Below are 22,655 nucleotides of genomic sequence, written 5' to 3'. Positions count from 1 at the left end.
GACGCCCCGGGGCTCGGCCGTACGGCCCTGCCCCGGTGGCGCGGCCCGCGCCGGCACGGCTAGCTGGTGCCGGGGCCGATGGGTCAAGGAGGCGGGCCTGCCGTGCGGGAGATGCGCGAGATGCGGCCGGAGCAGGAGGCGCTGCGGGCACCCCGCGCGGCCGGGCTGGCGGGAGTCGTCTTCGCGCTGCTGCTGGCGGCGGTGATGGTCCTGGTGCGGCTGGGCATCCCGGAAGGGACCGAGGCGATCACCGCCCGGGGGTTCACCGACAGCAGCCGGCGCCAGGCGCTGCGCACGGCCCTCGCGCTGGTGCCGTTCGCCGGCATCTTCTTCCTGTGGTTCATCGGCGTGGTACGGGCGCATGTCGGGGCGCTCGAGGACAAGTTCATGGCCACCGTCTTCCTCGGCAGCGGGCTCGTCTTCACCGCCACGCTGTTCGGGGCCGCCGCCGCGGCCAGTGCCGTACTCGACGTCACGCACCCCAGCGGCAGCGCACCGGCGCTCGCCTCCTGGGACTTCGGCCGCCACTTCGCGTACCTGCTGCTGACGCAGTACACCACGCGGATGGCGGCCGTCTTCGTGTGCTCCATGTCGGTGATCGGCCACCGCCTCGGCGTACTGCCCCGCCCGCTCACCGTCCTGGGCTTCCTCACCACCCTGGCGCTGCTCTTCCTCGCGTCGAGCGTGCCCTGGGCGGAGCTGGCGTTCCCCGCGTGGTCGCTGGTGCTCAGCGCGTACATCCTGGTGGCGAGCGGCCCCGCCCGTTGACCCGGATGCGGTCGCCGACGAGCGAGGTGCGCGCCGGACTCTCATGCTGGCGAGCGGGACACGACCACCGTCCGGGCCGCCGCACGCACCGCGGGACGCGCACCGGACCTGGCCACGGGAAGGCGGAGCGTCGATGAGGCTCGTCGTCGATCTCAACAAATGTCAGGGGTACGCCCAGTGCGCGTTCCTCGCTCCCGACGTCTTCGCCATGCACGGCGAGGAATCACTGGTCTACAACCCGCACGCCCCCGAGGAGCAGCGGGAGCGGCTGGCGCGTGCGGTGGCCGCCTGCCCGGTGCAGGCGATCACGGCCGACGGGCTGGAGGACCTCGCGGGTGAGCCGGGCGCGGGAGCCGCCCAGGAGGCGTCCGATGTCCGCTGACCACCTGGACTGGCTCAGGCGCGAGGGCCGGATCCTCATCGTGGGTGCCTCCCTGGCCGGCCTGCGGGCGGCGGAGACGCTGCGCGCCGAGGGCTTCACCGGCGAGCTGACCCTGATCGGTGACGAGCCCTACGAGCCGTACGACCGGCCGCCGCTGTCGAAGTCCGTCCTGCTGGGCATGGCGTCCCCGCACCACACCGAGCTGCCGCACCGCTGGGAGGTCGACGCCAAGTGGCGGCTCGGCATCCCGGCGAGCGGTCTGGACCTGGCGGCCAAGCGGGTCAGGCTGGCCGACGGGGACGAGGTGCCCTACGACCGGCTGCTCATCGCGACCGGGGTGCGCGCCCGGCCCTGGCCGAAGGAGGACGAGGCCCGGCTCAGCGGCGTATGTGTGCTGCGGACGCGGGACGACGCGGCCGATCTCTACCAGCGCCTGAAGGCGGGACCGCGCCGGGTGTTCGTCATCGGTGCCGGGTTCGCCGGTTCGGAGATCGCCTCGGCCTGCCGCGAGATGGGCCTCGCGGTCACCGTGGCGGAGCGCGCGGGGGCGCCGCTGGTGGGCGCGCTCGGCGGAGTGGTCGGCGCGGTCGCCGCCGACCTGCAGACCGAGAGCGGCGTGGACCTGCGCACCCATGTCACGGTGACCGCGCTGGAGGGTGACTCGGTCGGCCGGGTACGGGCCGTCCATCTGTCCGACGAGAGTGTCGTCGAGGCGGACGTGGTCGTGGTCTCGCTCGGCTCGCAGCGCAACACCGACTGGCTGGCCGGGTCGGGGCTGGGCGCCGGGCCCAACGGCATCGCGTGCGACGCGGGCTGCCGCGCCTTCGACTTCCGGGGCATCGTCACGGACGACGTCTTCGTGGCGGGCGACGTGGCGCGCTCCCCGCACGCGCTGTTCGGCTACCAGTTCCTCTCGCTGGAGCACTGGGGCAACGCCGTCGCGCAGGCGGAGACGGCCGCGCACAACATGATCTGCCACGGCGCCGACCGGCGCCCGCACCTGTGGATGCCGGCGTTCTGGTCGTCGATGTTCGGCGTGAACATCAAGTCGGTCGGCGTCCCGCCCATGGGTGACCAGCTGATGATCACGCAAGGTTCGCCGGCCGAGCGCCGGTTCGTCGGCGTGTACGGCTACCAGGGCCGCGTCATCGCCGCCGTGAGCTTCGACAGCGCCCGGTGGCTGGAGTTCTACGCGCGGCAGATCGAGCGGGGCGCGCCGTTCCCGGTGGAGTTCCCGACGATGGACCGGCGTCCCGAGGGCCGGCAGCCGGTGGCGGCGGACTTCCCCGACCCGTCCCTGCCCACCCACGGCCCGACCGTGACACTCACCGGTTACTCACCGGCCGACCAGCAGCTGGTCTTCCACCCGGCGCTGCACTGATCGCCGCCAGGCCCCGACGCTCCGAGGACGTGTCATGACGCAAGCCCCGCTGTTCCAGCAGATCACCGACTTCGCCAACCGTGCCGACCCCTACCCGCTGTACGAGGAGCTGCGCAAGAACCCGGTCCTGCACGAGGAGGAGGGCGGCCCCTACGTCTTCAGCTCGTACTACGACATCGAGGCCCTGCTGCACGATCCCCGGATCAGCTCCGACGCCGCGAACCTCGCCGCCGCCGGAACCGACACGCTGGCCCAGGCGGAGGAGACCGGAGGACTGCCGCCGTCCTTCCTGCGGCTCGATCCGCCGGAGCACGACCGGCTCCGGCGCATCGCCAACAGCGCCTTCGGACCGCCGCACCGGCCGCGTCGGGTCGAGAACATGCGGGGCGACATGGCGGCCATCGTCACGGAGCTGATCGACGGCTTCGGGGACGCGCGGCAGATCGACCTGGTCGACCGGTTCGCCTATCCCTTCCCGGTGACCGTGATCTGCCGGCTGCTCGGGGTGCCCCGGGAGGACGAGCCCCGCTTCCGTGCCTGGGTCGATCCGCTGGTCGCCAGCCTCGACCCGGAGACCCGGCAGGGCGCGGACGCCGAGTTCACGAAGGCCGCGCAGGAGGCGCGGATGCAGCTCGGGATGTACCTGTCCGGGCTGGTCGAGGAGCGCGCCAGGGAACCCCGGGACGACCTGTTGTCCGACCTGGTCAACAGCCGTGGTCCGGACGGCGCCATGACGATGATGGAGGTGCTCAGCACCGCGGTGCTGCTGCTGATCGCCGGTCACGAGACGACGGTCAACCTGATCACGAACGGCATGCTCACCTTGTTGCGGCACCCCGCCATCCTGCAGCGGCTGCGCCAGGACCCGGGTCTGTCCGTGAACATCGTGGAGGAGTTGCTGCGCTACGAGCCACCGGTGCAGATCGTGCCGCAGCGCACCTGCATCACCGACATCGAGGTGCGCGGGGTCACCATCCCCAAGGGTTCGCGCCTCTGGCTGGTCCTGGCCGCGGGCAACCGTGACCCGGAGCGGTTCAAGGACCCCGAGCGCTTCGACCCCGACCGCGGGGACATCCAGCACCTGGGCTTCGGCAGCGGCATCCACAGCTGCTTCGGCGCTCCGCTGGCCCGGCTGGAGACCCAGATCGCCCTGTCCGAGCTGGCCCGGCGGCTGGAGAATCCCCGGCTGGTCGAGGACCCGCCGCCCTACCGGCAGAACGCGGTGCTGCGCGGCCCCCGCCATCTGGAGATCGCCTTCGACGCACTGCGCTGACCGCCCCGCGGGCGCGGGAGTCCGGTCAGTCGGCGAGTCTGCTGAGCCGTACCAGCCCGATCCAGGTCTCGGGGCCCGGCTGGGCATACGCGGCCCGCACCGCGTACGTGCCGGCCGCCAGGGGTACCCGGAGGTGCTCGATGCGGCCGGCTGCCCGGCCGGGCCAGGCCGAGTCGAACAGCAGCACCGGACCGGGCACCCGCCAGTGGACCTCGCTCCCCCACACCGCCGTGTCGAGGGCCGCCGGGACGCCGGCGAGCAGCTCCGCCTCGGAGTGCGCGGCGGACCACCGTACGAACGTGGCGTGTTCCGGCAGGAAGGAGGTGGAGGCGGGGTCGTCGCCGAGCACCAGGGCCGCGCTGTCGCCGACGGGCAGCAGGCCGACGTGTCCGTCGACCTCGCACGCCCGGTCGTAGTCCGTGGCGAGGTCCTCGCTGTCGGCGCCGGCCCAGAACGGCAGCACCGTCTCGGGCACGGCTATCAGGGGGCCGCCGACCGACTCCACCCACTCCAGCACGCCTGGATCCGCGTATCGAGCCATGGGCCAAGAACCTACACGGGCCGCCGTCAGCAGCCGCACCCGCCTTCGACGGGTGCGGTCAGCGGATCCGGGTCACGGCGCACCGGGCCCTGCCAGGTCTCGTAGGCGAGGCCCTCGCGCGCCCAGTACTCGAAGCCGCCGAGCAACTCCTTGACCTGGTAGCCGAGTTCGGCGAGGGCGAGGGCGGATCGGGTGGCACCGTTGCAGCCGGGGCCCCAGCAGTACGTCACCACGGGCACGGACTTGTCGAGGAGCCGCTCGGCCTGTTCGGGGACGAGCGCGGTGGGCAGGTGGACCGCGCCGGGGATGTGGCCCTGGTCCCAGGACTCGGTCGAGCGGGAGTCCACGACGACGAAACCGGGGTCGCCGCCGGCCGCGAGCGCGGCGGCCACGTCGGAGACGTCGGCGTGGAAGGCCAGGCTGGCCCGGAAGTAGGCGGCGGCCTCGGCCGGGGCGGCGGGGGCCACGCGCAGGACGGGGTTCACGGGCAGGACGGGGTTCGCGGGCTGCTGCGAGGTCTCGATGATCATGGCTGGAAATTTACGGCCGCACGCCCGCTCCCTGAAGGGCCGATCCACGGGCTTCCCCTTGATGCCCCGGGGATTTCCCTGCTATCCATCCGGGATGACCGTGTATTCCCCGGACGCCACCGACTGGCGCATCCTCGAGGTCCTCCAGCGCGAGGGACGGGCCAGCTACGCCGAACTGGCGCGCGCCGTCTCGATGTCGCCGAGCGCCGTCACCGAACGGGTACGGCGGCTGGAGGAGGCCGGCGTGATCCAGGGGTACGCGGCGGTCGTGGACCCGGAGCGGCTCGGCCTGACGATCCTGGCGTTCGTGCGGCTGCGCTACCCGAACGGAAACTACAAGCCGTTCCACGATCTGGTGGCCGCCACGCCCGAGATCCTGGAGGCGCACCATGTGACGGGCGACGACTGCTTCGTCCTCAAGGTCGCCGCGCGGTCCATGTCCCATCTGGAGCAGGTCTCCGGGAAGATCGGCGCGCTGGGCTCGGTGACCACCAGCGTCGTGTACTCCTCGCCACTGCCCCGCCGCGCGCTGGGACACTGACCCGCTCAGACCCCCCGCTGCCGCAGTACCGACCCCGTCCTCCCCTTCACCACCTCCAGCTGCGCATGGATCCGGCGGCGCAGGTCCGGGACATGGCTGACGATGCCCACGCTCCGGTCCCGCTCCCGGAGTGAGTCGAGGACGTCGAGGACCTCGTCGAGGGTCTGGTCGTCGAGGCTGCCGAAGCCCTCGTCGATGAAGAGGGTGTCGAGGCGCACCCCGCCGGCCTCGTCGGTGACGACGTCCGCGAGGCCGAGGGCGAGCGCGAGCGAGGCGAAGAAGGTCTCGCCGCCGGACAGGGTGGCGGTGTCGCGCTCGCGCCCGGTCCAGGCGTCGACCACGTGCAGCCCGAGCCCGCTGCGGCCGCGGCCGGTGCGGTCGTCGGAGTGGACGAGGGTGTAGCGGCCCGAGGACATGCGCTGCAGCCGCGCGGTCGCGGCGGCGGCGACCTGCTCCAGGCGGGCCGCCAGCACATACGACTCCAGGCGCATCTTGCGTTCGTTGTCGGCGGAGGTGCCCGCGGTGAGGGCGGCGAGGCGGGCGACCCGGTCGTACTCCTCGCGCAGCGGTGCGATGCGTCGTACCGCCCCTGTGGCCCGCGCGGAGAGGCGGTCCAGCTCGGTGCGGCAGCGGTCGGCCGCGTCGCGCGCGGAGGCCGCCGCGCGCAGGCGGCGCTCCGCCTCGGCCGCGGCCCGCTCCGCCGCGGCCAGGTCGGCGGGCGGCTGCTGGGCGGCGGCCGCGGTGCCGGCCTCGGCCAGCACGGCCCGGACGGCCGCTTCCTCCGACTGCCAGGCGTCCAGGCGGTGTTGCAGCTCGCGGTGGGCGGCCGCGTCCAGGAGGGCGGCGGCCGCGGCCTGCGGGGTGTCGAAGCCGGCCCGGTAGGCGGCGTCGGCGAGGCGGGCGTCGGCGTCCTTCAGGCGCTGGGCGGCGTCCTCGGCGGCGCGCGTGGCTTCGGCGGCCTCGGTGAGCTGCGTGACCTGCCGCTCGAGCTGCGCGGCCCGCGCGGCCACGCTGTCGGCAGTGCCGCGCGCCTGCGTCAACTCGGCATCCAGCACCGCCTGTTCGCGCTCCAGGGTGTCGCGCCGGGTGAGCCGGGAGGCGGCCCGTACGGCGGCCTGCTGGCGGTCGGCCAGGCGCTGCTCGCGCTCGCGCTCGGCGCGCCGCAGCTCCTCGTGGGCGGCGTGCAGGGCCGAGGCCTCGCGGCGCGCCCGGGTGTACTCCTGCTCCAACGCGCGTTCTGCGGCTTCGAGTTGGTCGGTCGGGGTGTCGCCGGCCTCGGCGGTGGCGGCGGCCAGGGCCTCGCGCACGACGCCGAGCCGCCGCTCGTCCTCGGTGTGCTGCCGGTCGGCCTGCCGGGATGCCTGGTGAGCCCGTTCCTCCGCCTCGCGGTCGACGTGCCCCGCGACCTTGCGGGCCGGGGCGGGGTGTTCGGTGGCTCCGCACACGGCGCAGGGCTCGCCGTCGGTGAGCCGGTCGGCCAGCTCGGCGGCGATGCCGTTCAGGCGCTGTTCCTTCAGGTCGAGCCAGTGGGCGCGGGCGCCGAGGGCACGCTGCTCGGAGGCGAGCGCCCTGCGCCGTGCCTCCTCCAGGTCCGCGGCCAGCGCGTCCCGGGTGCGGGCCGCGGTGAGGCGCCCATGCATCGGTTCCCGCTGGACGGCGAGCTGTTCGGCGCGGGTGGCGGCCTCCTGGGCGGAGTCGACGCGCGCCTGGAGCGCGCCACGGGTGGTGTCCCAGCCGTCGAGCCAGGCGTCGGCCTCGCGCAGTACGTCCTCGTCGGCGCGCTCCTGCCGGTCGAGTCCGCAGCGCTCCTCGGCCAGCCGGTCGAGCCGCTGCTCGGCGCGGCGGGCCGCGTCCAGGCCGCCCAGTTCCCCGGCGGCCCGGCGGGCGGCTGCCGCGAGTCCGCTCGCGCCGGCGCCGGCGTAGCAGCCCGGCAGCGTCCCGCGCGCGTGTGCCTCGGCCGCCGCGGCCCTGCGGTGCTCCTTCTCGGCGGCCTCGCGCAGCTCCAGGGCGGGCGCGACCGCTTCGGCCTTGCGGGACCGCTCCATGCGCTCCTGGGCCTCGCGGTGGGCGCCGGAGTGCTGCTGGAGTCGCTCTGCGCGCTGCCGGGCCTCGGCGAACCTGGCCTGCAGCCGGGCGAGTTCGCGCGCCTCGTCCAGGGCGCGGCGGGCTTCGGTGTGCGCGGACTCGGCGGTGCCGAGGCGGCAGTGGGCGACGGTGAGCCGTTCCCGGGCGGTGGCGCGCGCCACGGCGGCGGCGCAGAGAACCGCCTCGGCCAGGCCCGGATCGCCGGGTGCCAGCTCGGGCAGCTGCATGGCGTCGCCGGCTTCCTGCTGCATGCGGTGGGCGTCGGCGAGCAGCGCCGCGTCGCCCTCACGCACGCGTGCCTCGGTGGCGCGGCGGCGTTCGGCGAGGCGCTTTTCGACATCGGCGAAGCGCTGGGTGTCGAAGAGCCGGCCGAGGAGCCTGCCGCGGGCCTCGGCGTCGGCGCGCAGGAAGCGGGCGAAGTCGCCCTGGGGCAGCAGTACGACCTGGCAGAACTGCTCGCGGCTCATGCCGAGCAGCTGCTCGAATTCGGTGCCGATCTCCTGGTGGGAGCGGCTGAGGTCCTTCCAGGTGCCGGTGATGCTGTCGTACTCGCGCAGCCAGCTCTGGGCCTTGTCGACCGTCGTGCCCGTGCCGCGCAGCTTGCGCCGCTCCCAGGCCGGCTGCCGGGTGACCTCCAGGCGGCGCCCCGCGACGGTGAGGTCCAGGCGGACCTCGGCGCGCGAGCCGGGCTCGGCGTGGTCGCTGCGCAGGTTCATGCCCTGGCCGCTTCCGCTCTGCCGGGCGCCGGGCACGGCGCCGTACAGGGCGTAGCAGACGGCGTCCAGGACGGAGGTCTTGCCCGCGCCCGTGGGGCCGTGCAGCAGGAAGAGCCCGGCGGCGGACAGGGCGTCGAAGTCGACGCTCTGGGAGCCGCCGAAGGGCCCGAAGGCCGTGATGTCGAGCCGGTGCAGCCTCACCGGGCCACCTCCCGTACGGCGTCGTCGGCGCGCACCTCGTCGAACGCCTCGCGCAGCACGTCCAGCTCCCCATCGTCCGGCCCGGCGCCGCGCACATGGGCGACGAAGTCCTGGGCGACCTGCTGGTCACTGCGGCCCGCGAGGCGCCGGGCGTACGACACCCCGGCGTCGTCCGGGGCGCGCTCGGGGGCGAAGACGAGGCTGAGGGTGTGCGGGAAGCGCTCGGTGAGGCGGGCCATGGGGTCGGCCGGGCGGGCCGGGTCGGTGAGCGTGGCCTCGACCCAGGCGTCCTCGTGGCGGGCCAGCGCCGGGTCGGCGAGGAGGTCGTCCAGGGTGCCCCTGATGCGGGCCAGGGGGCGCGGCACCGGGCAGTCGAGGCGCTCGGCGGTGACGGAGCCGTCGGCGCCGAGGTCGATCAGCCACATGCTCTTGCGGTGGCCGGCCTCGGAGAAGGAGTAGGCGAGCGGGGAGCCGGAGTAGCGCACGCGCTCGGTGAGGGTCTGGCAGCCGTGCAGATGGCCGAGGGCCGCATAGTCGACGCCGTCGAAGACGCCCGCCGGTACGGCGGCCACGCCGCCGACCGTGATGTCGCGCTCGCTGTCGCTGGGCTCGCCGCCGGTGACGAAGGCGTGGGCGAGGACGACGGAGCGGGTGCCGTCCGCGCGCGTGGCGAGGTCGGCGCGGACGCGGTCCATGGCGGCGCCGAGCACGGCCTCGTGCGCGGCCTTGTCCACCGCGAACTCGTCCTTCACCAATGCCGGTTCGAGATACGGCAGACCGTAGAAGGCGACATCGCCGTGGGCGTCGGCCAGCACGACCGGGGTGCCGGCGGCGGCCGGATCGGTGCGCAGATGGATGCCCGCGCGCTCGATGAGTCCGGCGCCGACGCCGAGGCGGCGGGCCGAGTCGTGGTTGCCGGAGATCATCACCGTGGGCACGCCGAGGCCGGCGAGGCGGTGCAGCGCGTCGTCGAACAGCTCGACCGCGGCGAGCGGGGGCACCGCGCGGTCGTACACGTCACCGGACACGACCACCGCGTCCACGGCGTGCTCACGCACGGTGGTGACGAGGTGACCGATGAACTCGGCCTGGGCCCCGAGCATGTTCACCCGGTGGAAGGCCCGGCCGAGATGCCAGTCGGACGTGTGCAGAAGTCTCATGATCCCCGAGATTAACGGCCGGGTCGGACATCACGGGCGGTTACTCCCGCCTTCGTCGCTTCGCACCTCTCCTCCCGTGCCGGCGAACGCAGCGGCCGTGGCGGCAGGGTTGGCGTGATTGTCCGGATCTGTCCTGACTCACGCGTCGCCGTACGCCTCCCCGCCCAGCTCGAACTCCGCCGTGCCCGCCGTCACATCCGCCAGCCAGGCGCGGAAGGCGTCCACGTCGGCGTCCGGCAGGCCGATCTCCATGGTGACGGCCTCGCCGTAGCGCACGTCCCGGACCTCGCGGCCGGTGGCGCGCAGGTCGTTCTGGACCTTGCCCGCGCGCTGGTGGTCGACGGTCACGGTGGCCAGCCGGAAGCGGCGCCGGGTGAGTGTGCCGAGCGTGTCGAGGGCCTCGCCGACGGCACCACCGTAGGCGCGGATGAGTCCGCCGGCGCCGAGCTTGACGCCGCCGTAGTAGCGGGTGACGACCGCGACGACGTAGCGCATCTCACGGCGCAGGAGCATCTGGAGCATGGGGACGCCGGCGGTGCCGCCCGGTTCGCCGTCGTCGCTGGCCTTCTGCACCGAGGCGTCGGCTCCGATGACGTAGGCCCAGCAGTTGTGCGTGGCGTCGGCGTGCTCCTTGCGGACGGCGGCGATGAAGTCCTGTGCCTCCTGCTCGGTGGCGGCCGGGGCGAGGGCGCACAGGAAGCGGGAGCGGTTGATCTCGGTCTCGTGCACGCCCGCGCGAGCGACTGTGCGGTACTCGTCCTGCATCCCGTCAGCCTATGCGGTGACCGGGAGCGCACCCACGCGCGCGTGCGGCGGCCCGCTTCCCGCCCTCGTTACTCCTTGCTCCCGCGCGGCACGGTCACCCACGTGAGCAGGGCCGCTCCGGGGACGAGCGCGGACCAGCCGGTGCCGTGCCAGGTGAGGACGGCGATCGCGGCTGTCGGGAACTTGGTCCGCACCCGCTCAAGCGTGTCGTCGAGGCCGTCCCCGGCCAGCTCGAGGACGAGTTCCTCCAGCCCGGGGTTGTGCCCGACCAGCAGCAGGGTCTCCACCTCGGACGGCACCTCGCGGACCACCTCCAGCAAGTCCGCCACACCTGCCGCGTACAGCCGCTGGTCGTAGCGCACGGGCGGTGGGGTGCCCCACTCGGCGGAGGCCAGCTCCCAGGTGCGGCGGGCGCGTACGGCCGTGGAACACAGGGCGAGGTCGGGCAGGCAGTCGGCCTCGGCGAGGGTGCGCCCGGCGGCCGGGGCGTCCCGCAGGCCGCGCGCCGCGAGCGGCCTGCGGTGGTCCTCGACGCCCTCGGGCCAGGCGGACTTGGCGTGCCGCAGCAGCACCAGCCGGCGCAGCGGGCCCGCCGCACCCGCCCGCGCACTCACGCGAGGCTCCCGAGGCCACGGGCGAGGTCGAGGGCCAGCAGGCGGTCGGCGTAGGCGTACGTCTCGAAGCGGGCGCCGTCGGCCAGGTCGGGAGCACTCGCCACGTCCCGCAGCACCCGCAGGACACCGGGCAGGTCGAGGTCGTCCTCCCACGCCGAGCGCAGCCGCGCCCGCACCGCGTCGGGCACCGGCCGCGACGGCTGCCGTGCCCACCCGGCCACGGCCCGCCGCCACCGCGCGAGCCGCCCGGCCGCCTCGCCCAGCGCGCCGGGGTCCAGCCGGGCGGTTTCGCTCCGGGGCACGGAGAGCAGGGCGAGCCGGAAGGCCTCGGGGTCGGCGAGGAGGAGGGGCAGCGCGGGGTGGGGGGCGTGTTCCGGGGCGGGCTCCGCCTCCCACCGCACCGGTGCCACCCGCACCACCGGCCCTTCCCCGAAGGTGTCCGGCGGGGCCGTCGTCACATGGATCGCCTGGGCCTCGCCCAGGCCCGCGGACAGGTCGTGGCCGTCCTCGAAGGGGCGGATGGCCAGGGCCGTGGCGGTCGAGCGGAGTTCGGCGGCGTGCTGCCGGGGTGCGGTGAGGGTCGCCCAGACCGGGGTGCCGCCCAGTTCCAGGGCGCGGACGAGGAGGTCGGCGGTGAGAAGGACCCGCAGGGCCGTCGGATCGAGGCCGGAGGCAGCGGTCTCGATGCGGGTCAGACCGCGGAGGGCGGGGGCGGCGGGGACGGACTCACCGGTTCGGGCGTCGCGGATGTGCAGCACGGGGCGAGCGTAGGCGGGTGGACGGCCGTACGCAGGCATCTTGCGCCGATTCCGGACATGGCGGCGCCTGCGGGGCGGGAATCCGGAACCGGCGCGGGCTGTTGCTCCGGCGAACGGTTCCCGCAACACGAGGAGGCGGCCATGGCGGCCCTGTACGGCGACGAAGCGACGATCCGCAGGATCCTGACCGAGCTGGGCGACACCTGGGCCGTGGTCGGCCTGTCCACGAACCGGAGCCGGGCCGCCTTCGGAGTGGCGCGGACGCTGCAGCGGTTCGGCAAGCGGATCGTGCCCGTGCACCCGAAGGCGGAGACGGTGCACGGCGAGAAGGGCTACGCCTCCCTCGCGGAGATCCCCTTCGACGTGGACGTGGTCGACGTCTTCGTGAACAGCGACCTGGCCGGCCCGGTGGCCGACGAGGCCGTGGCGAAGGGCGCGCGGGCGGTGTGGTTCCAGCTGGGGGTCGTGGACGAGGCCGCGTTCGAGCGGACCCGGGCGGCGGGCCTGGACATGGTGATGGACAGGTGCCCGGCGATCGAAATTCCCCTTCTGCGATAGCGAATCTTTCCTTCTTCTCACAATGCGGCGATGAATATTGACATTCGCACTAGGCATCTGAGCTGTGCCAAGGCTGTCACCGAGGGTGGGCTCAAGACACCTAAGATCCCGGGTCAAAATTTGGTTAACAGTCTTTTGCTCGCCGCGAAAGCGTCCCTAGCCTGTGGCCTCCTTCCCCGTTAAACCTGCGTTTACGATCTGAGAGGCCACTTGACATGGCGAATGTCGACCAGGCTGCACCGGTAGCCACAAGCGACACCGGTGGTGGTCTGCGCCGAGACGTCGGGCTCATCGGCCTGATGTGGGCCTCCGTCGGCTCCATCATCGGGTCCGGCTGGCTCTTCGGTGCCGAGAAGGCGGTCGTGGCGGCGGGCCCCGCGGCGATCATCTCGTGGGTGATCGGCGCGGTGGCCATCGTGCTGCTCGCCCTCGTGCACGCCGAACTCGGCGGCATGTTCCCGGTCGCGGGCGGCACCGCTCGCTACCCGCACTACGCCTTCGGCGGCCTGGCCGGTATGTCCTTCGGCTGGTTCTCCTGGCTGCAGGCCGCGACGGTGGCCCCGATCGAGGTCGAGGCCATGATCGGCTACGCCAAGCACTGGCACTTCGCCGACGGCCTGCAGAACGCCAACGGCACGCTCACGACCAGCGGCATCGCCGTCGCCGTCCTCCTCATGGCGGTGTTCGTCGCGGTGAACTTCCTGGGCGTCCGTGTCCTGGCGCACACCAACAGCGCGGCCACCTGGTGGAAGATCGCCGTCCCGCTCGCCGCGATCTTCATCATCGCCATCGGCAACTTCCACCCGGGCAACTTCACCTCCGAGGGCTTCGCGCCGTTCGGTGCCAAGGGCGTCCTGACCGCGATCAGCTCCAGCGGCATCATCTTCGCGCTGCTCGGCTTCGAGCAGGCGATCCAGCTGGCCGGCGAGAGCCGCAACCCGAAGCGTGACCTGCCGCGCGCGACCCTCGGTTCCGTCGCGATCGGTGCCACGATCTACGTCCTGCTCCAGGTCGTGTTCATCGCCGCCCTGCCGCACGCCTCCTTCGCGAAGGGCTGGGCGAACCTGGCCTACGCCGGCATCAGCGGCCCCTGGGCGGGTCTCGCCTCGCTGGTCGGCCTGGGCTGGCTGGCCTGGGTCCTGTACGCCGACGCGATCATCTCCCCCGGCGGCACCGGCCTGATCTACACCACCGCCACCTCCCGTATCTCCTACGGCCTGGCCAAGAACGGCTACGCGCCGAAGCTCTTCGCCAAGACCGACTCGCGCGGTGTGCCGTGGTTCGGCCTGGCGATGTCGTTCGTGACCGGTGTGATCTGCTTCGCGCCGTTCCCGAGCTGGCAGACGCTGGTCGGCTTCATCACCTCGGCGAGCGTGCTGATGTACGCGGGTGCCCCGCTGGCCTACGGCGTCTTCAAGGACCGGCTGCCGAACCACGAGCGTCCGTACAAGCTGCCCTTCGGCAACTTCATCTCGCCGCTGTCGTTCGTGGTCGCCAACCTGATCATCTTCTGGTCCGGCTGGGACACCCTGTGGCGCCTGGGCTGCGCGATCCTGATCGGCTACGTGCTGCTCGGCTCGTACGCCGGCTACGCGATCCGCAAGGGCCTGCCCGACGCTCCCCGGCTGGACTTCAAGGCCGCCCAGTGGCTGCCGCCCTACCTCGTGGGCATCGGCGTGATCTCCTACCTGAGCACCTTCGGCGGTAACGGGGACCTGCCGCTGTGGTGGGACATCCTGGTCGTCGCGGTGTTCTCGCTCGTCATCTACTACTGGGCCAAGGCGACCGCCTCGCAGCCCGAGGCGATCGAGCGCAGCATCGACGAGGTCGTGGTCACGGACGCGCCCGCGCACTGACCCCGCTCCCCCTGCTGTCCCCGGTGTCCCGTCAGCCGCATCCCGGCTGACGGGACACCGTCATAATGCGGGGGTGATCTCCCCCTCCCCCTCCCCCTCCCCTTCTCCCCACTCCAACTCCGCGTCCGGAGAAGCCCGTACGGACGAACGCCGTACGGACGAACGCCGTACGGTCGTCGTCGTGGGCGCCGGTCCCGCCGGACTCGCCGTCGGCAACATCCTGCGGGCCGCCTCGGTCGACTGCGTCGTGCTGGAGACCGAGAGCAGACAGTTCATCGAGACGCGGGCCCGGGCCGGCGTCATCGAGGAATGGGCGGTGCGCGAACTCGCCCGCCGCGGCCTGGCCGGACGGCTCCCGGAACGGGCCGAGCCGCACAGCGCCTGCGAGTTCCGCTTCGCGGGCGAGCGCTACCGCTTCCCCTACGCTGAGCTGACGGGCCGTCACCATTATGTGTATCCCCAGCCGTTGCTGGTGACGGACCTGGTGCGGGAGTACGCCGACGTACGCGGCGGCGACATCCGCTTCGGCGTGCGCGACGTCATGCTGCACGGCCTGGACACGGACCGGCCCTCGGTGTCGTACCGCTGCCCGGACACGGGGGAACGGCGGCTGCTGCGCTGCGACTTCATCGCGGGCTGCGACGGGGCGCGCGGGGTGACGCGGGACGCGATACCCGAACAGCACCGGCGAACAGCCCGGCAGGACGACGGAATCGGCTGGCTGGCGCTGCTCGCCGAGGTCCCGCCGTCGACCGACTGCGTCCTGTTCGGTGTCCATCCGCGCGGCTTCGCCGGGCAGATGCCCCGCAGCCCCGAGGTGACCCGGTTCTACCTCCAGTGCCCGCCGGGCGACGACCCGGAGAACTGGCCGCACGAGCGGGTCTGGACCGAGCTGCGAGAGCGGCTCGGCGCGGCCGGGGCACCGCCGCTCACCGAGGGCCGGCTGATCGAGAAGCGGGTGCTGGACATGCACCACTACGTCGTCGAACCCCTCGCCCACGGGCGGTTGTTCCTGGCCGGCGACGCCGGTCACCTGGTCGCGCCGATCGCCGCGAAGGGCATGAACCTCGCCCTGCACGATGCCTTCCTGCTCGGCGACGCGCTCGCCGCATGTGTCACCCGGGGCGAGAGAAGCGGCCTGGCCGGCTACTCGGCCGCGAGTCTGCGCCGGGTGTGGGACTACCAGGAGTTCTCGCAGTGGCTGTCGGACATCTACCACGGTCTCGCGTCGGGCGATCCGTTCCGCGCCGGCACCACGCTGGCCCGGCTGCGCCGGCTGTTCTCCTCGCCCGTCGCCGCGGCGGCCTTCGCCGAGCAGTACCTGGGCACGGCCTCGTCCTACTGACCCCGCTCGGCGAGGTGGTGGTCGGCGGTCTTGAGCGCCTCGTCCACCAGTCGGCGCAGGTGCCCGTGCGCGAGCGAGTAGACCACCCGGCGGCCCTCCTTGCGGGTCTTCACCAGACCCGCGAGCCGCAGCCGGGCCAGGTGCTGGCTGACGGCCGGGCGGGCGGCGCCGCACGCCTCGGTGAGCGTGGTGACGTCCGCCTCCTGCGCCGTCAGCGCGTGCAGCAGGGCGAGGCGCGTGCGGTCGCCGAGCAGGGACAGCAGCTCGGCGGCGAGCGTGAACTGCTCCTCGCCCGGGCTGCGCGGATGCGCATGGTGCGCAGGTGATAGGTGCATGCGTGCGCTCATACGCACATAATGGTCCCGTGGGCGTCCCGCGTCCACTCCGCACACCGGAAGGGGACCGACGTGAGCGACCGGCGTCCGCATCAGCACGGGCACAGCCACGACCACGCGGACGGGCACGGGCACGGGCGTGACCACGGGCACGCACACGGGCACGGGCATGCCCACGAGCACCACCACCCCCGCAGCCGCGCCGCCGCCCTCCGGCACCGCCTCGCGCACGTGCTCACCCCGCACTCCCACGAGACCGCCGACAAGCTGGACTCCGCCCTCGAGGCCTCGGCCCGCGGGATGCGGGCGCTGTGGGTGTCGCTGGCCGTGCTCGGGGTGACGGCGCTGACGCAGGCGGCCGTGGTGGCCGTCTCCGGGTCGGTGGCGCTGCTCGGCGACGCCGTGCACAACGGCGCCGACGCCCTGACCGCCGTCCCCCTCGGCATCGCCTTCGTGCTGGGGCGGCGGGCGGCGACCCGCCGGTTCACCTACGGATACGGCCGGGCCGAGGACCTGGCGGGACTGGTGATCGTGCTGACCATCGCGGCCTCGGCGGCCTTCGCCGCGTGGGCGGCCGTCGGCCGGCTGCTCGATCCGCGCCCGGTCACCCACCTCCCCGCCGTCGCGGTGGCGGCGCTGGTCGGTTTCGCCGGCAACGAATGGGTGGCCCGGTACCGGATCCGGGTGGGCCGGGAGATCGGTTCGGCCGCGCTCGTCGCCGACGGCCTGCACGCCCGCACCGACGGATTCACCTCGCTGGCCGTGCTGGTGGGTGCCGGCGGCTCCGCGCTGGGCCTGCGGACGGCCGATCCGGTCGTGGGGCTGGCGATCACGGCCGCGATCGTGCTGGTGCTGCGGGACGCGGCGCGCGAGGTGTTCAGGCGGGTCCTCGACGCCGTCGACCCGGCGCTGGTGGACCGGGCCGAGCGGGCGGTGGCGGCGGTGCCGGGCGTGCGCGCGGTGGGTGAGCTGCGACTGCGCTGGATCGGGCACCGGTTGCGGGCCGAACTCGCGGTGGTGGTGGACGGCGAGGCGACGGTGCGGCAGGCGCACGCGATCGCCGTCGAGGCCGAACACGCGCTGCTGCACGCCGTACCGAGGCTGACGGCCGCCCTGGTGCACGCCGACCCGGCACCGGCACCGGGCGAGAGCGACCCCCATCTGGCGCTGGCCCACCACCTGACGGCCTGACCCCGGACGCCGGCGGCCCAGCTCCGGATCTTCCGGCTCCGGCAGCCCGGTCTCAGGCGGCGCCCAGGCCCTCCAGCACCACGGCGCCGGGCAGGCCGGCAAGGGCCTTGCCGGGGACCAGCAGCTTGCCGCGCCGGCGTCCGCTGCCGACGAGGACGTAGGGCAGGTCGGCGACGGCCGCGTCCACCAGCACGGGCCAGCCGGCGGGCAGGCCGAGCGGGGTGATGCCGCCGTACTCCATGCCGGTCTCGCCGGTCGCCGTCTCCATCGAGGCGAACGAGGCCTTGCGGGCGCCGAGATGACGGCGCACGACGCCGTTGACGTCGACCCGCGTGGTGGACAGCACCAGGCATGCGGCGAGGGTGGTCTCGCCGCCCCGCTTGCCCGCGACCACCACGCAGTTGGCCGACTGCTCCAGCAGGTCGCGCCCGTAGTGCTCCACGAAGACGGCGGTGTCGGCCCAGCGCGGGTCGGTGTCGACGTAGAGGACGCGGTCGGCGGGGACCGCCCCCCGCCAGGTGCGTACGGCGTCGGCGACGGGCGCGGTCAGCTCGTCCAGGCAGTCCGGGACGGGGGTGGCGGTCTCGAAGTCTCCGATGGGTGCGCGCATGGCCGCACGCTAACAGCCCGCGCCCCGGCGGGGGTTCAGCGCACGGGAGGCACCGAGACGGCCATGACCATCTCCATCGGGACGTCGCCCTCGTTGCTGTAGGTGTGCTCGGTACTGGCCTCGAACGTGGCGCTCGCCCCGGTCGGCACCAGGTGGGCCACGCCGTCGACGGTGAGGGTCAGGTCGCCGGCGGTGACGTGGACGAGTTCCACCGTCCCCACCGGGTGGGGCTCGGAGGGGCTGGACTCACCGGGCATCAGCCGCCAGTCCCACATCTCGACCGGACCGGGGGCCTCGGTGCCCGCCAGCAGGCGGTTGTAGCTGCCGGCTTCGGTGTGCCACAGCCGTACCGCCTGCTCGGGGGCGACGATACGGACCTTGGGCCCCTGCTCGTAGTCGAGCAGGGTGGTGACGCTGATGCCGAGTGCGTCACCGATCTTGACGACGGTGCCGATGCTGGGGTTGGTCCGGGCCTGTTCGATCTGGATGAGCATGCCACGGCTGACTCCCGCGCGGGCGGCGAGCGCGTCCAGGGTGAAGCCGCGCTCGGTGCGCCAGCGCTTGACGTTGCGCGCCAGGGACTGGGTCAGCAGGTCGAGGTCCGACACATCACGTCCATCGGGAGAGGCGGGAGCGAGTTCGCGGGGTTCGCGAGGTCACGAGGTTCAAGGATGTTCAATTTATTGGATGACAGAGTTCAATTGGCTGAACTACGGTGAGGTGCACCCTAGCGTTCACCGAACTGTACTGCGAGGTCGGCCGTGACAGCATTCTTCGCCCTCACCACCAGCCTGCTGTGGGGACTGGCCGACTTCGGCGGCGGGCTGCTGACCCGGCGCAGCCCCGCACTGACGGTCGTGGTGGCTTCGCAGGCCGTCGCGGCGGCCGTGCTGGGCGCGATCGTCGTCGCGACGGGCGGCTGGAGCGAGGCCGGGCCCCGGCTGTGGTTCGCGTTCGCCGCCGGGCTGGCGGGCCCCGTCGCCCTGCTCTCCTTCTACAAGGCCCTGGCGCTCGGACCGATGGGCGTCGTCTCGCCGCTCGCCACGCTCAGCGTGGCCGTCCCGGTCGGCGTGGGCCTGGTCCTCGGCGAGCGCCCGCGACCGCTCCAGGTCGCCGGCATCGCGGTCGCCGTCACCGGCGTCGTCCTCGCCGGCGGGCCCCAGCTGCGCGGCGCGCCCGTGCAGCGGCGGACGATCCTGCTCACGCTCATCGCGGCGCTCGGCTTCGGCACCGTCTTCGCCCTGATCACGGAGGCGTCGACCAATGTCACCGGCCTCTTCCTCGCCCTGTTCGTGCAGCGGCTGGCCAGTGTCGCGGTCGGCGCTGCCGCGCTCGCCGTCTCCGTACGGCGCGGCGCGGACGCCGTGCCGTACGGCGGCTTCCGCTGGGCCTCGCTGCCCGCGCTGGCCTTCGTCGGGCTCGCCGACGTGGCCGCCAACGGCACCTACGCGGTCGCCGCCCAGCACGGCCCGGTCACCGTGGCGGCCGTCCTCGCCTCCCTCTACCCGGTGGTGACGGCGCTGGCCGCGCGCGGCTTCCTCAGCGAGCGGCTGCGCGCGGTCCAGGCCGCCGGCGCGGGCCTGGCCCTGCTCGGCACGCTGCTGCTCGCGACCGGCTGAGTCAGGCCTCGGTCTCGAGTTCCGCGAGCCGGGCCAGGTCGTCCTCGTCGAGGTCCGCCAGCGCCGCGAGCTGCCCCGGCGTCATGCCGTCCGGGATCGGTACCGGCGCCGGGGTCCTGAGCGGGGGCTGCCAGCCCTCGTCCGGCGTCCAGCGCCGTACGACCCGGGCCGGCGCCCCGGCGACCACGGCGTGGTCGGGCACCGTGCCGCGCACCACGGCACCGGCCGCGACGACCACGTTCCGGCCGATCCGCGCGCCCGGCAGGATCACCGCACCGGTGCCTATCCAGCAGCCCGGGCCGATCTCCACCGGCTCCATCCGCGGCCACTGCCTGCCGATGGGCTCGTGCGGGTCGTCGTAGGAGTGGTTGGTGGAGGTGACGTAGACGTACGGCCCGAAGTAGCAGTCGCGGCCGATGGTGACCGTCGTGTCCGCGATGACATGGCTGCCCCGGCCGAGGACCACTCCGTCACCGATGCGCAGGATCGGGTCCGGGCCGAGGTCCAGGTCCGGCATCAGACCGGCGGTCAGCGTGACCTGCTCGGCGATGATGCAGTGGGAGCCGAGGTGGATCCAGGGCTCGCCGAAGACGGTGCCGAGCGGGAAGGCCAGGCGGGTGACTTCGCCGATCGAGCCGAACCGGAACCCTGCCGGGTGCTCGGCCGTGACGGAGCCCGCGCGCTGGATCCAGGCCCAGGCCTTGTGGACGACACGTTGCGTTGCGCGGCGTCGCCGAAATGAGAACGTGTTCTTCCGCTGGGGCACGGGGTTACGTTACTAAGCGGGCGCTTTCGACGAGAGGGCCGCCTGCTGTGATCTTTGCCCCAGCCCGTGCCGTACGGTGCCCGGTACGACGACGTGAGGAGAACGGTGATGACGCAGCAGGCGCTGATCGTGGGCATCGGCGGCAAGGAGCCCCAGGTCGATCCCGAGGCGTTCGTGGCGCCTACGGCGTCCGTGATCGGGGACGTCACGCTGCATGCCGGGGCCAGTGTCTGGTACGGGGCGGTCGTGCGCGGTGACGTCGAGAGAATCACCGTGGGGGCGAGCGCGAATGTGCAGGACAACGTGACGCTGCACGCCGATCCCGGGTTTCCCGTCAGCGTGGGTGAGCGGGTTTCCATCGGGCACAACGCGGTGGTGCACGGGGCGACCGTGGAGGACGACTGCCTCATCGGGATGGGGGCGACCGTGCTGAACGGTGTGGTGATCGGGGCGGGATCGCTCGTTGCCGCGCAGGCCTTGGTGCCGCAGGGGATGGTCGTGCCGCCCGGGTCACTTGTGGCTGGTGTGCCGGCGAGGGTCAAGCGGCCCCTCTCCGAGGAAGAGCGGCAGGGGGTCACCCTCAACGGCACGATGTACGCGGAGCTGGCCAAGGCGCACAAGGATGTGCATCAGTAGGCGCGTTCGCGGGCCGGCTCACTCCCCGGCGCCGACCGGTTCCGCTTCCGGCTCGTGCTGCAGCTGGGCCTTCTTCGCCTTGCGCCTGACGAGGAGCATGGAGGCCAGCGCGACCAGGACCGCTGCCGCGAGGCCCACGTAGGAGAACTTCTTCAGCCAGCCCTCGGCGACCACGCCGACGTAGTAGATGACCGCCGTCGTGCCGCCCGCCCAGCAGATGCCGCCGAGGACGTTGGCGATCAGGAACTTCCAGTACGGCATCTGCAGGACGCCGGCGAGGGGGCCGGCGAAGATGCGCAGGAGGGCGATGAAACGGCCGACGAAGACGGCCCACATGCCCCACTTCTCGAACGACCGCTCGGCGGTGGCCACATGGCCGCCGCTGAAGTGTTTCGGGAACTTCTTGCCCAGCCAGGCCAGCAGCGGGCGGCCGCCCTTGCGGCCGATCGCGTAGCCGATGGAGTCGCCGAGCACGGCACCGGCCGTCGCGCACGCGCCGAGGACGACCGGATTGATGCCCGAGTGCTGGGAGGACATCAGCGCCGCCGAGACCAGGACGATCTCACCCGGAAGCGGAATGCCCAGGCTCTCCACACCGATCACCAGGGCCACCACGGCATAGACGGCGGCCGCGGGCACCGAGTCGAGCCATTCCTGGACGTGCACCGCGGGTTCCTCCCCTGTCGCTGTCCTCGCCTGCCGGGCGCCGCATGCAAAGGGCGCCCCAAGGGAAGGCTACCTGGTCAGCGGTGAACGGCGGCTAAGCACGCACCTCCCGCCGGTTCCCCGGTGGCACCGTCTGGCCCTCGGTCCTTGGGTTTTCGGACACCCCGGTGTCATGCGGGAAGGGAAGGATCCCCGCGGCTTCGGCCGCCTCCCCCAGGTCCCCGCCGCGGGGCCCGCCGCGGAAGGACGACGTCCCCGTGTCCACACCGTCCCCGTCCTCGCTCTCCCCGTCCTCACTCCCCCCGACCTCGCTCTCCCCGCTCTCCCCGCTCTCCCTGTCCCCGGCCTCCTCGCCCGCCCGGGGAAGGCCACCGGGAGCGGCTCCGCGCCGTCCGGTGTCCTTCCTGTCGGGCATGCCGGGCCGGCCCGTACGGCTGGCTCTGTGCCTTGCTCCGCTGCTGTTCGCCGGCGGCTGGGCGGTGACCAACCGGCCCTTGGTGTACGAGGGGGTACGGCGGCTCGTCGCGGCCGATCCCTGGTGGCTGCTGGCCGGCGGCGGTTTCACCTGCCTGAACTGGGTGGCGGCCTCCTGCGTCCGGCAGGGCGCGCTGCCGGACCGGTTGCCGGCGGGACCCCTGCTGGCCTCACAGTTCGCCGCCGGTGCCGCGAACCACGTGCTCCCCGGCGGGCTCGGCGCCCATGCCGTCACCGTGCGCTTCCTGCGGGCGCGCGGGGTGGCGCTGGACCGGGCGACCGCGTCGGTCGGGCTGTACTCACTGGCGAAGTCGTCGGCCAAGACGGTGGTGCTGATCGTGTTCCTGGCCGCGTCGCCGGCCTGGCGGCGGCTGGGCGCGCTGGTCCCGGACGGGCGGCTGCTGGTGCCGGTGGCCGCCGTCGCGGGCGGTGCCGTGGCCGTGACGGGAGTGCTGCTGACGGTCATACGGCCGTTGCGGCGTCCGGTGACCGGGCTGCTGCGCTGCGCCCTCGCCGATGCGCGGGAGGTGCACACGCGGCCCTGCCGGGTGGCCGCGCTGTGGGGCGGGGCGGTCGCGATGCCGCTGATGCAGTCGGCCACCTTCGGCTGTGTCGGTGCCTCGCTCGGGCTGGGGCTGCCGTGGGAGCAGGTGGCGCTCGCGTACCTCGCGGCGGGCACGGCCGTGGGGGCGGTACCGGCGCCGGGCGGGCTCGCGGTCGACGCGGCGCTGGTGTGGACGCTGATCACCTTCGGCGCCGAGCCCGCGGTCGCCACCGCGGCGGTCATCGGCTACCGGGTGCTGACCGACTGGGTGCCGCTGCTGCCCGGCGCACTGGTGCTGTCGGCGCTGATCCGCGCGAAGGTGCTCTGAGCCCTTCCCGGC

Annotated in this window: 24 protein-coding genes; 12 read left to right on the top strand and 12 right to left on the bottom strand. The window is 73.3% G+C overall.

Annotated elements, in window-relative coordinates; all coding sequences use genetic code 11:
• Window positions 1-111 precede the first annotated feature (111 nt).
• From A6P39_RS34675 to A6P39_RS34660, 4 genes are all read left to right on the top strand, one after another.
• Complete coding sequence (locus A6P39_RS34675; protein WP_067049762.1) at window positions 112-768, top strand: hypothetical protein; 657 nt, start codon at window positions 112-114, stop codon at window positions 766-768.
• Window positions 769-901: 133 nt separating this feature from the next.
• Window positions 902-1,150 carry a ferredoxin gene (locus A6P39_RS34670; RefSeq protein ID WP_067049530.1) on the top strand — a complete coding sequence of 83 codons (249 nt, stop codon included), beginning with the start codon at window positions 902-904 and terminating at the stop codon, window positions 1,148-1,150.
• Entirely contained in the window at window positions 1,140-2,531 is a 1,392-nt protein-coding gene (locus A6P39_RS34665) for an NAD(P)/FAD-dependent oxidoreductase (RefSeq protein ID WP_067049527.1), read from the top strand. The genes A6P39_RS34670 and A6P39_RS34665 overlap by 11 nt, the downstream gene beginning before the upstream one ends.
• Before the next feature lie 34 nt (window positions 2,532-2,565).
• On the top strand, window positions 2,566-3,804 hold the full coding sequence (locus A6P39_RS34660; RefSeq protein WP_067049524.1) for a cytochrome P450: 1,239 nt from the start codon (window positions 2,566-2,568) through the stop codon (window positions 3,802-3,804).
• 25 nt (window positions 3,805-3,829) lie between these two features.
• Here A6P39_RS34660 and A6P39_RS34655 read toward each other — a convergent pair whose 3' ends face one another.
• Both A6P39_RS34655 and A6P39_RS34650 read right to left on the bottom strand, forming a co-directional pair.
• A complete protein-coding gene (locus tag A6P39_RS34655; RefSeq protein WP_067049521.1) occupies window positions 3,830-4,345 on the bottom strand; it encodes an immunity 21 family protein in 516 nt (171 codons plus the stop codon).
• A 26-nt stretch (window positions 4,346-4,371) separates the two neighbouring features.
• Window positions 4,372-4,875, bottom strand: coding sequence for a rhodanese-like domain-containing protein (locus tag A6P39_RS34650; protein ID WP_067049519.1), 504 nt, complete (start codon window positions 4,873-4,875; stop codon window positions 4,372-4,374).
• 94 nt (window positions 4,876-4,969) lie between these two features.
• Here A6P39_RS34650 and A6P39_RS34645 point away from each other — a divergent pair, with 94 nt between their 5' ends.
• Window positions 4,970-5,416, top strand: coding sequence for an Lrp/AsnC family transcriptional regulator (locus A6P39_RS34645; RefSeq protein ID WP_067049516.1), 447 nt, complete (start codon window positions 4,970-4,972; stop codon window positions 5,414-5,416).
• A gap of 5 nt (window positions 5,417-5,421) precedes the next feature.
• Here the strand turns inward: A6P39_RS34645 and A6P39_RS34640 are convergent, their stop codons facing one another.
• The 5 genes from A6P39_RS34640 to A6P39_RS34620 form a co-directional block, all read right to left on the bottom strand.
• Entirely contained in the window at window positions 5,422-8,418 is a 2,997-nt protein-coding gene (locus A6P39_RS34640) for an AAA family ATPase (RefSeq protein WP_067049512.1), read from the bottom strand.
• Window positions 8,415-9,578 carry an exonuclease SbcCD subunit D gene (locus A6P39_RS34635; protein ID WP_067049509.1) on the bottom strand — a complete coding sequence of 388 codons (1,164 nt, stop codon included), beginning with the start codon at window positions 9,576-9,578 and terminating at the stop codon, window positions 8,415-8,417. The genes A6P39_RS34640 and A6P39_RS34635 overlap by 4 nt, the downstream gene beginning before the upstream one ends.
• Window positions 9,579-9,716: 138 nt before the next feature.
• A complete protein-coding gene (locus tag A6P39_RS34630; RefSeq protein ID WP_067049506.1) occupies window positions 9,717-10,343 on the bottom strand; it encodes a YigZ family protein in 627 nt (208 codons plus the stop codon).
• 68 nt (window positions 10,344-10,411) lie between these two features.
• Complete coding sequence (locus A6P39_RS34625; RefSeq protein WP_067049503.1) at window positions 10,412-10,957, bottom strand: SixA phosphatase family protein; 546 nt, start codon at window positions 10,955-10,957, stop codon at window positions 10,412-10,414.
• Window positions 10,954-11,715, bottom strand: coding sequence for a hypothetical protein (locus A6P39_RS34620; RefSeq protein WP_067049759.1), 762 nt, complete (start codon window positions 11,713-11,715; stop codon window positions 10,954-10,956). Before A6P39_RS34620 ends, A6P39_RS34625 begins: the two co-directional genes overlap by 4 nt.
• 150 nt (window positions 11,716-11,865) lie before the next feature.
• Here A6P39_RS34620 and A6P39_RS34615 point away from each other — a divergent pair, with 150 nt between their 5' ends.
• From A6P39_RS34615 to A6P39_RS34605, 3 genes are all read left to right on the top strand, one after another.
• Window positions 11,866-12,273, top strand: coding sequence for a CoA-binding protein (locus A6P39_RS34615; RefSeq protein ID WP_067049756.1), 408 nt, complete (start codon window positions 11,866-11,868; stop codon window positions 12,271-12,273).
• A 215-nt stretch (window positions 12,274-12,488) separates the two neighbouring features.
• Entirely contained in the window at window positions 12,489-14,129 is a 1,641-nt protein-coding gene (locus A6P39_RS34610; protein WP_067049500.1) for an APC family permease, read from the top strand.
• A 73-nt stretch (window positions 14,130-14,202) separates the two neighbouring features.
• Complete coding sequence (locus tag A6P39_RS34605) at window positions 14,203-15,474, top strand: 4-hydroxybenzoate 3-monooxygenase (RefSeq protein ID WP_443053011.1); 1,272 nt, start codon at window positions 14,203-14,205, stop codon at window positions 15,472-15,474.
• Here A6P39_RS34605 and A6P39_RS34600 read toward each other — a convergent pair.
• A complete protein-coding gene (locus A6P39_RS34600; RefSeq protein ID WP_275883934.1) occupies window positions 15,468-15,821 on the bottom strand; it encodes an ArsR/SmtB family transcription factor in 354 nt (117 codons plus the stop codon). The two genes, A6P39_RS34605 and A6P39_RS34600, sit on opposite strands and share 7 nt — an antisense overlap.
• Window positions 15,822-15,881: 60 nt before the next feature.
• Here A6P39_RS34600 and A6P39_RS34595 point away from each other — a divergent pair, with 60 nt between their 5' ends.
• Window positions 15,882-17,000 carry a cation diffusion facilitator family transporter gene (locus A6P39_RS34595; RefSeq protein WP_067049753.1) on the top strand — a complete coding sequence of 373 codons (1,119 nt, stop codon included), beginning with the start codon at window positions 15,882-15,884 and terminating at the stop codon, window positions 16,998-17,000.
• Between the two features lie 52 nt (window positions 17,001-17,052).
• Here the strand turns inward: A6P39_RS34595 and A6P39_RS34590 are convergent, their stop codons facing one another.
• Together A6P39_RS34590 and A6P39_RS34585 are read right to left on the bottom strand one after the other, a co-directional pair.
• Window positions 17,053-17,610, bottom strand: coding sequence for a YbaK/EbsC family protein (locus A6P39_RS34590; protein ID WP_067049491.1), 558 nt, complete (start codon window positions 17,608-17,610; stop codon window positions 17,053-17,055).
• 35 nt (window positions 17,611-17,645) lie between these two features.
• A complete protein-coding gene (locus tag A6P39_RS34585) occupies window positions 17,646-18,218 on the bottom strand; it encodes a helix-turn-helix domain-containing protein (protein WP_067049489.1) in 573 nt (190 codons plus the stop codon).
• A 153-nt stretch (window positions 18,219-18,371) separates the two neighbouring features.
• Here A6P39_RS34585 and A6P39_RS34580 point away from each other — a divergent pair, with 153 nt between their 5' ends.
• On the top strand, window positions 18,372-19,229 hold the full coding sequence (locus tag A6P39_RS34580; RefSeq protein ID WP_067049487.1) for an EamA family transporter: 858 nt from the start codon (window positions 18,372-18,374) through the stop codon (window positions 19,227-19,229).
• Between the two features lies 1 nt (window position 19,230).
• Here the strand turns inward: A6P39_RS34580 and A6P39_RS34575 are convergent, their stop codons facing one another.
• Window positions 19,231-19,995, bottom strand: a complete 765-nt coding sequence (locus A6P39_RS34575) for an acyltransferase (RefSeq protein ID WP_067049484.1) — start codon at window positions 19,993-19,995, stop codon at window positions 19,231-19,233.
• Window positions 19,996-20,103: 108 nt separating this feature from the next.
• Here A6P39_RS34575 and A6P39_RS34570 point away from each other — a divergent pair, with 108 nt between their 5' ends.
• Entirely contained in the window at window positions 20,104-20,631 is a 528-nt protein-coding gene (locus A6P39_RS34570; RefSeq protein ID WP_067049479.1) for a gamma carbonic anhydrase family protein, read from the top strand.
• An 18-nt stretch (window positions 20,632-20,649) separates the two neighbouring features.
• On the opposite strand, the gene A6P39_RS34565 is transcribed toward A6P39_RS34570, so the two are convergent.
• Window positions 20,650-21,297, bottom strand: coding sequence for a DedA family protein (locus A6P39_RS34565; RefSeq protein WP_067049477.1), 648 nt, complete (start codon window positions 21,295-21,297; stop codon window positions 20,650-20,652).
• A 257-nt stretch (window positions 21,298-21,554) separates the two neighbouring features.
• Here A6P39_RS34565 and A6P39_RS34560 point away from each other — a divergent pair, with 257 nt between their 5' ends.
• On the top strand, window positions 21,555-22,643 hold the full coding sequence (locus tag A6P39_RS34560; RefSeq protein WP_067049475.1) for a lysylphosphatidylglycerol synthase transmembrane domain-containing protein: 1,089 nt from the start codon (window positions 21,555-21,557) through the stop codon (window positions 22,641-22,643).
• Window positions 22,644-22,655: the final 12 nt, after the last annotated feature.

The organism is Streptomyces sp. FXJ1.172, assembly GCF_001636945.3.
Classification (GTDB): Bacteria; Actinomycetota; Actinomycetes; order Streptomycetales; family Streptomycetaceae; genus Streptomyces.
The sequence above is the reverse complement of the archived record's forward strand: the minus strand, read 5'-3'. Positions and strand labels throughout refer to the sequence as shown.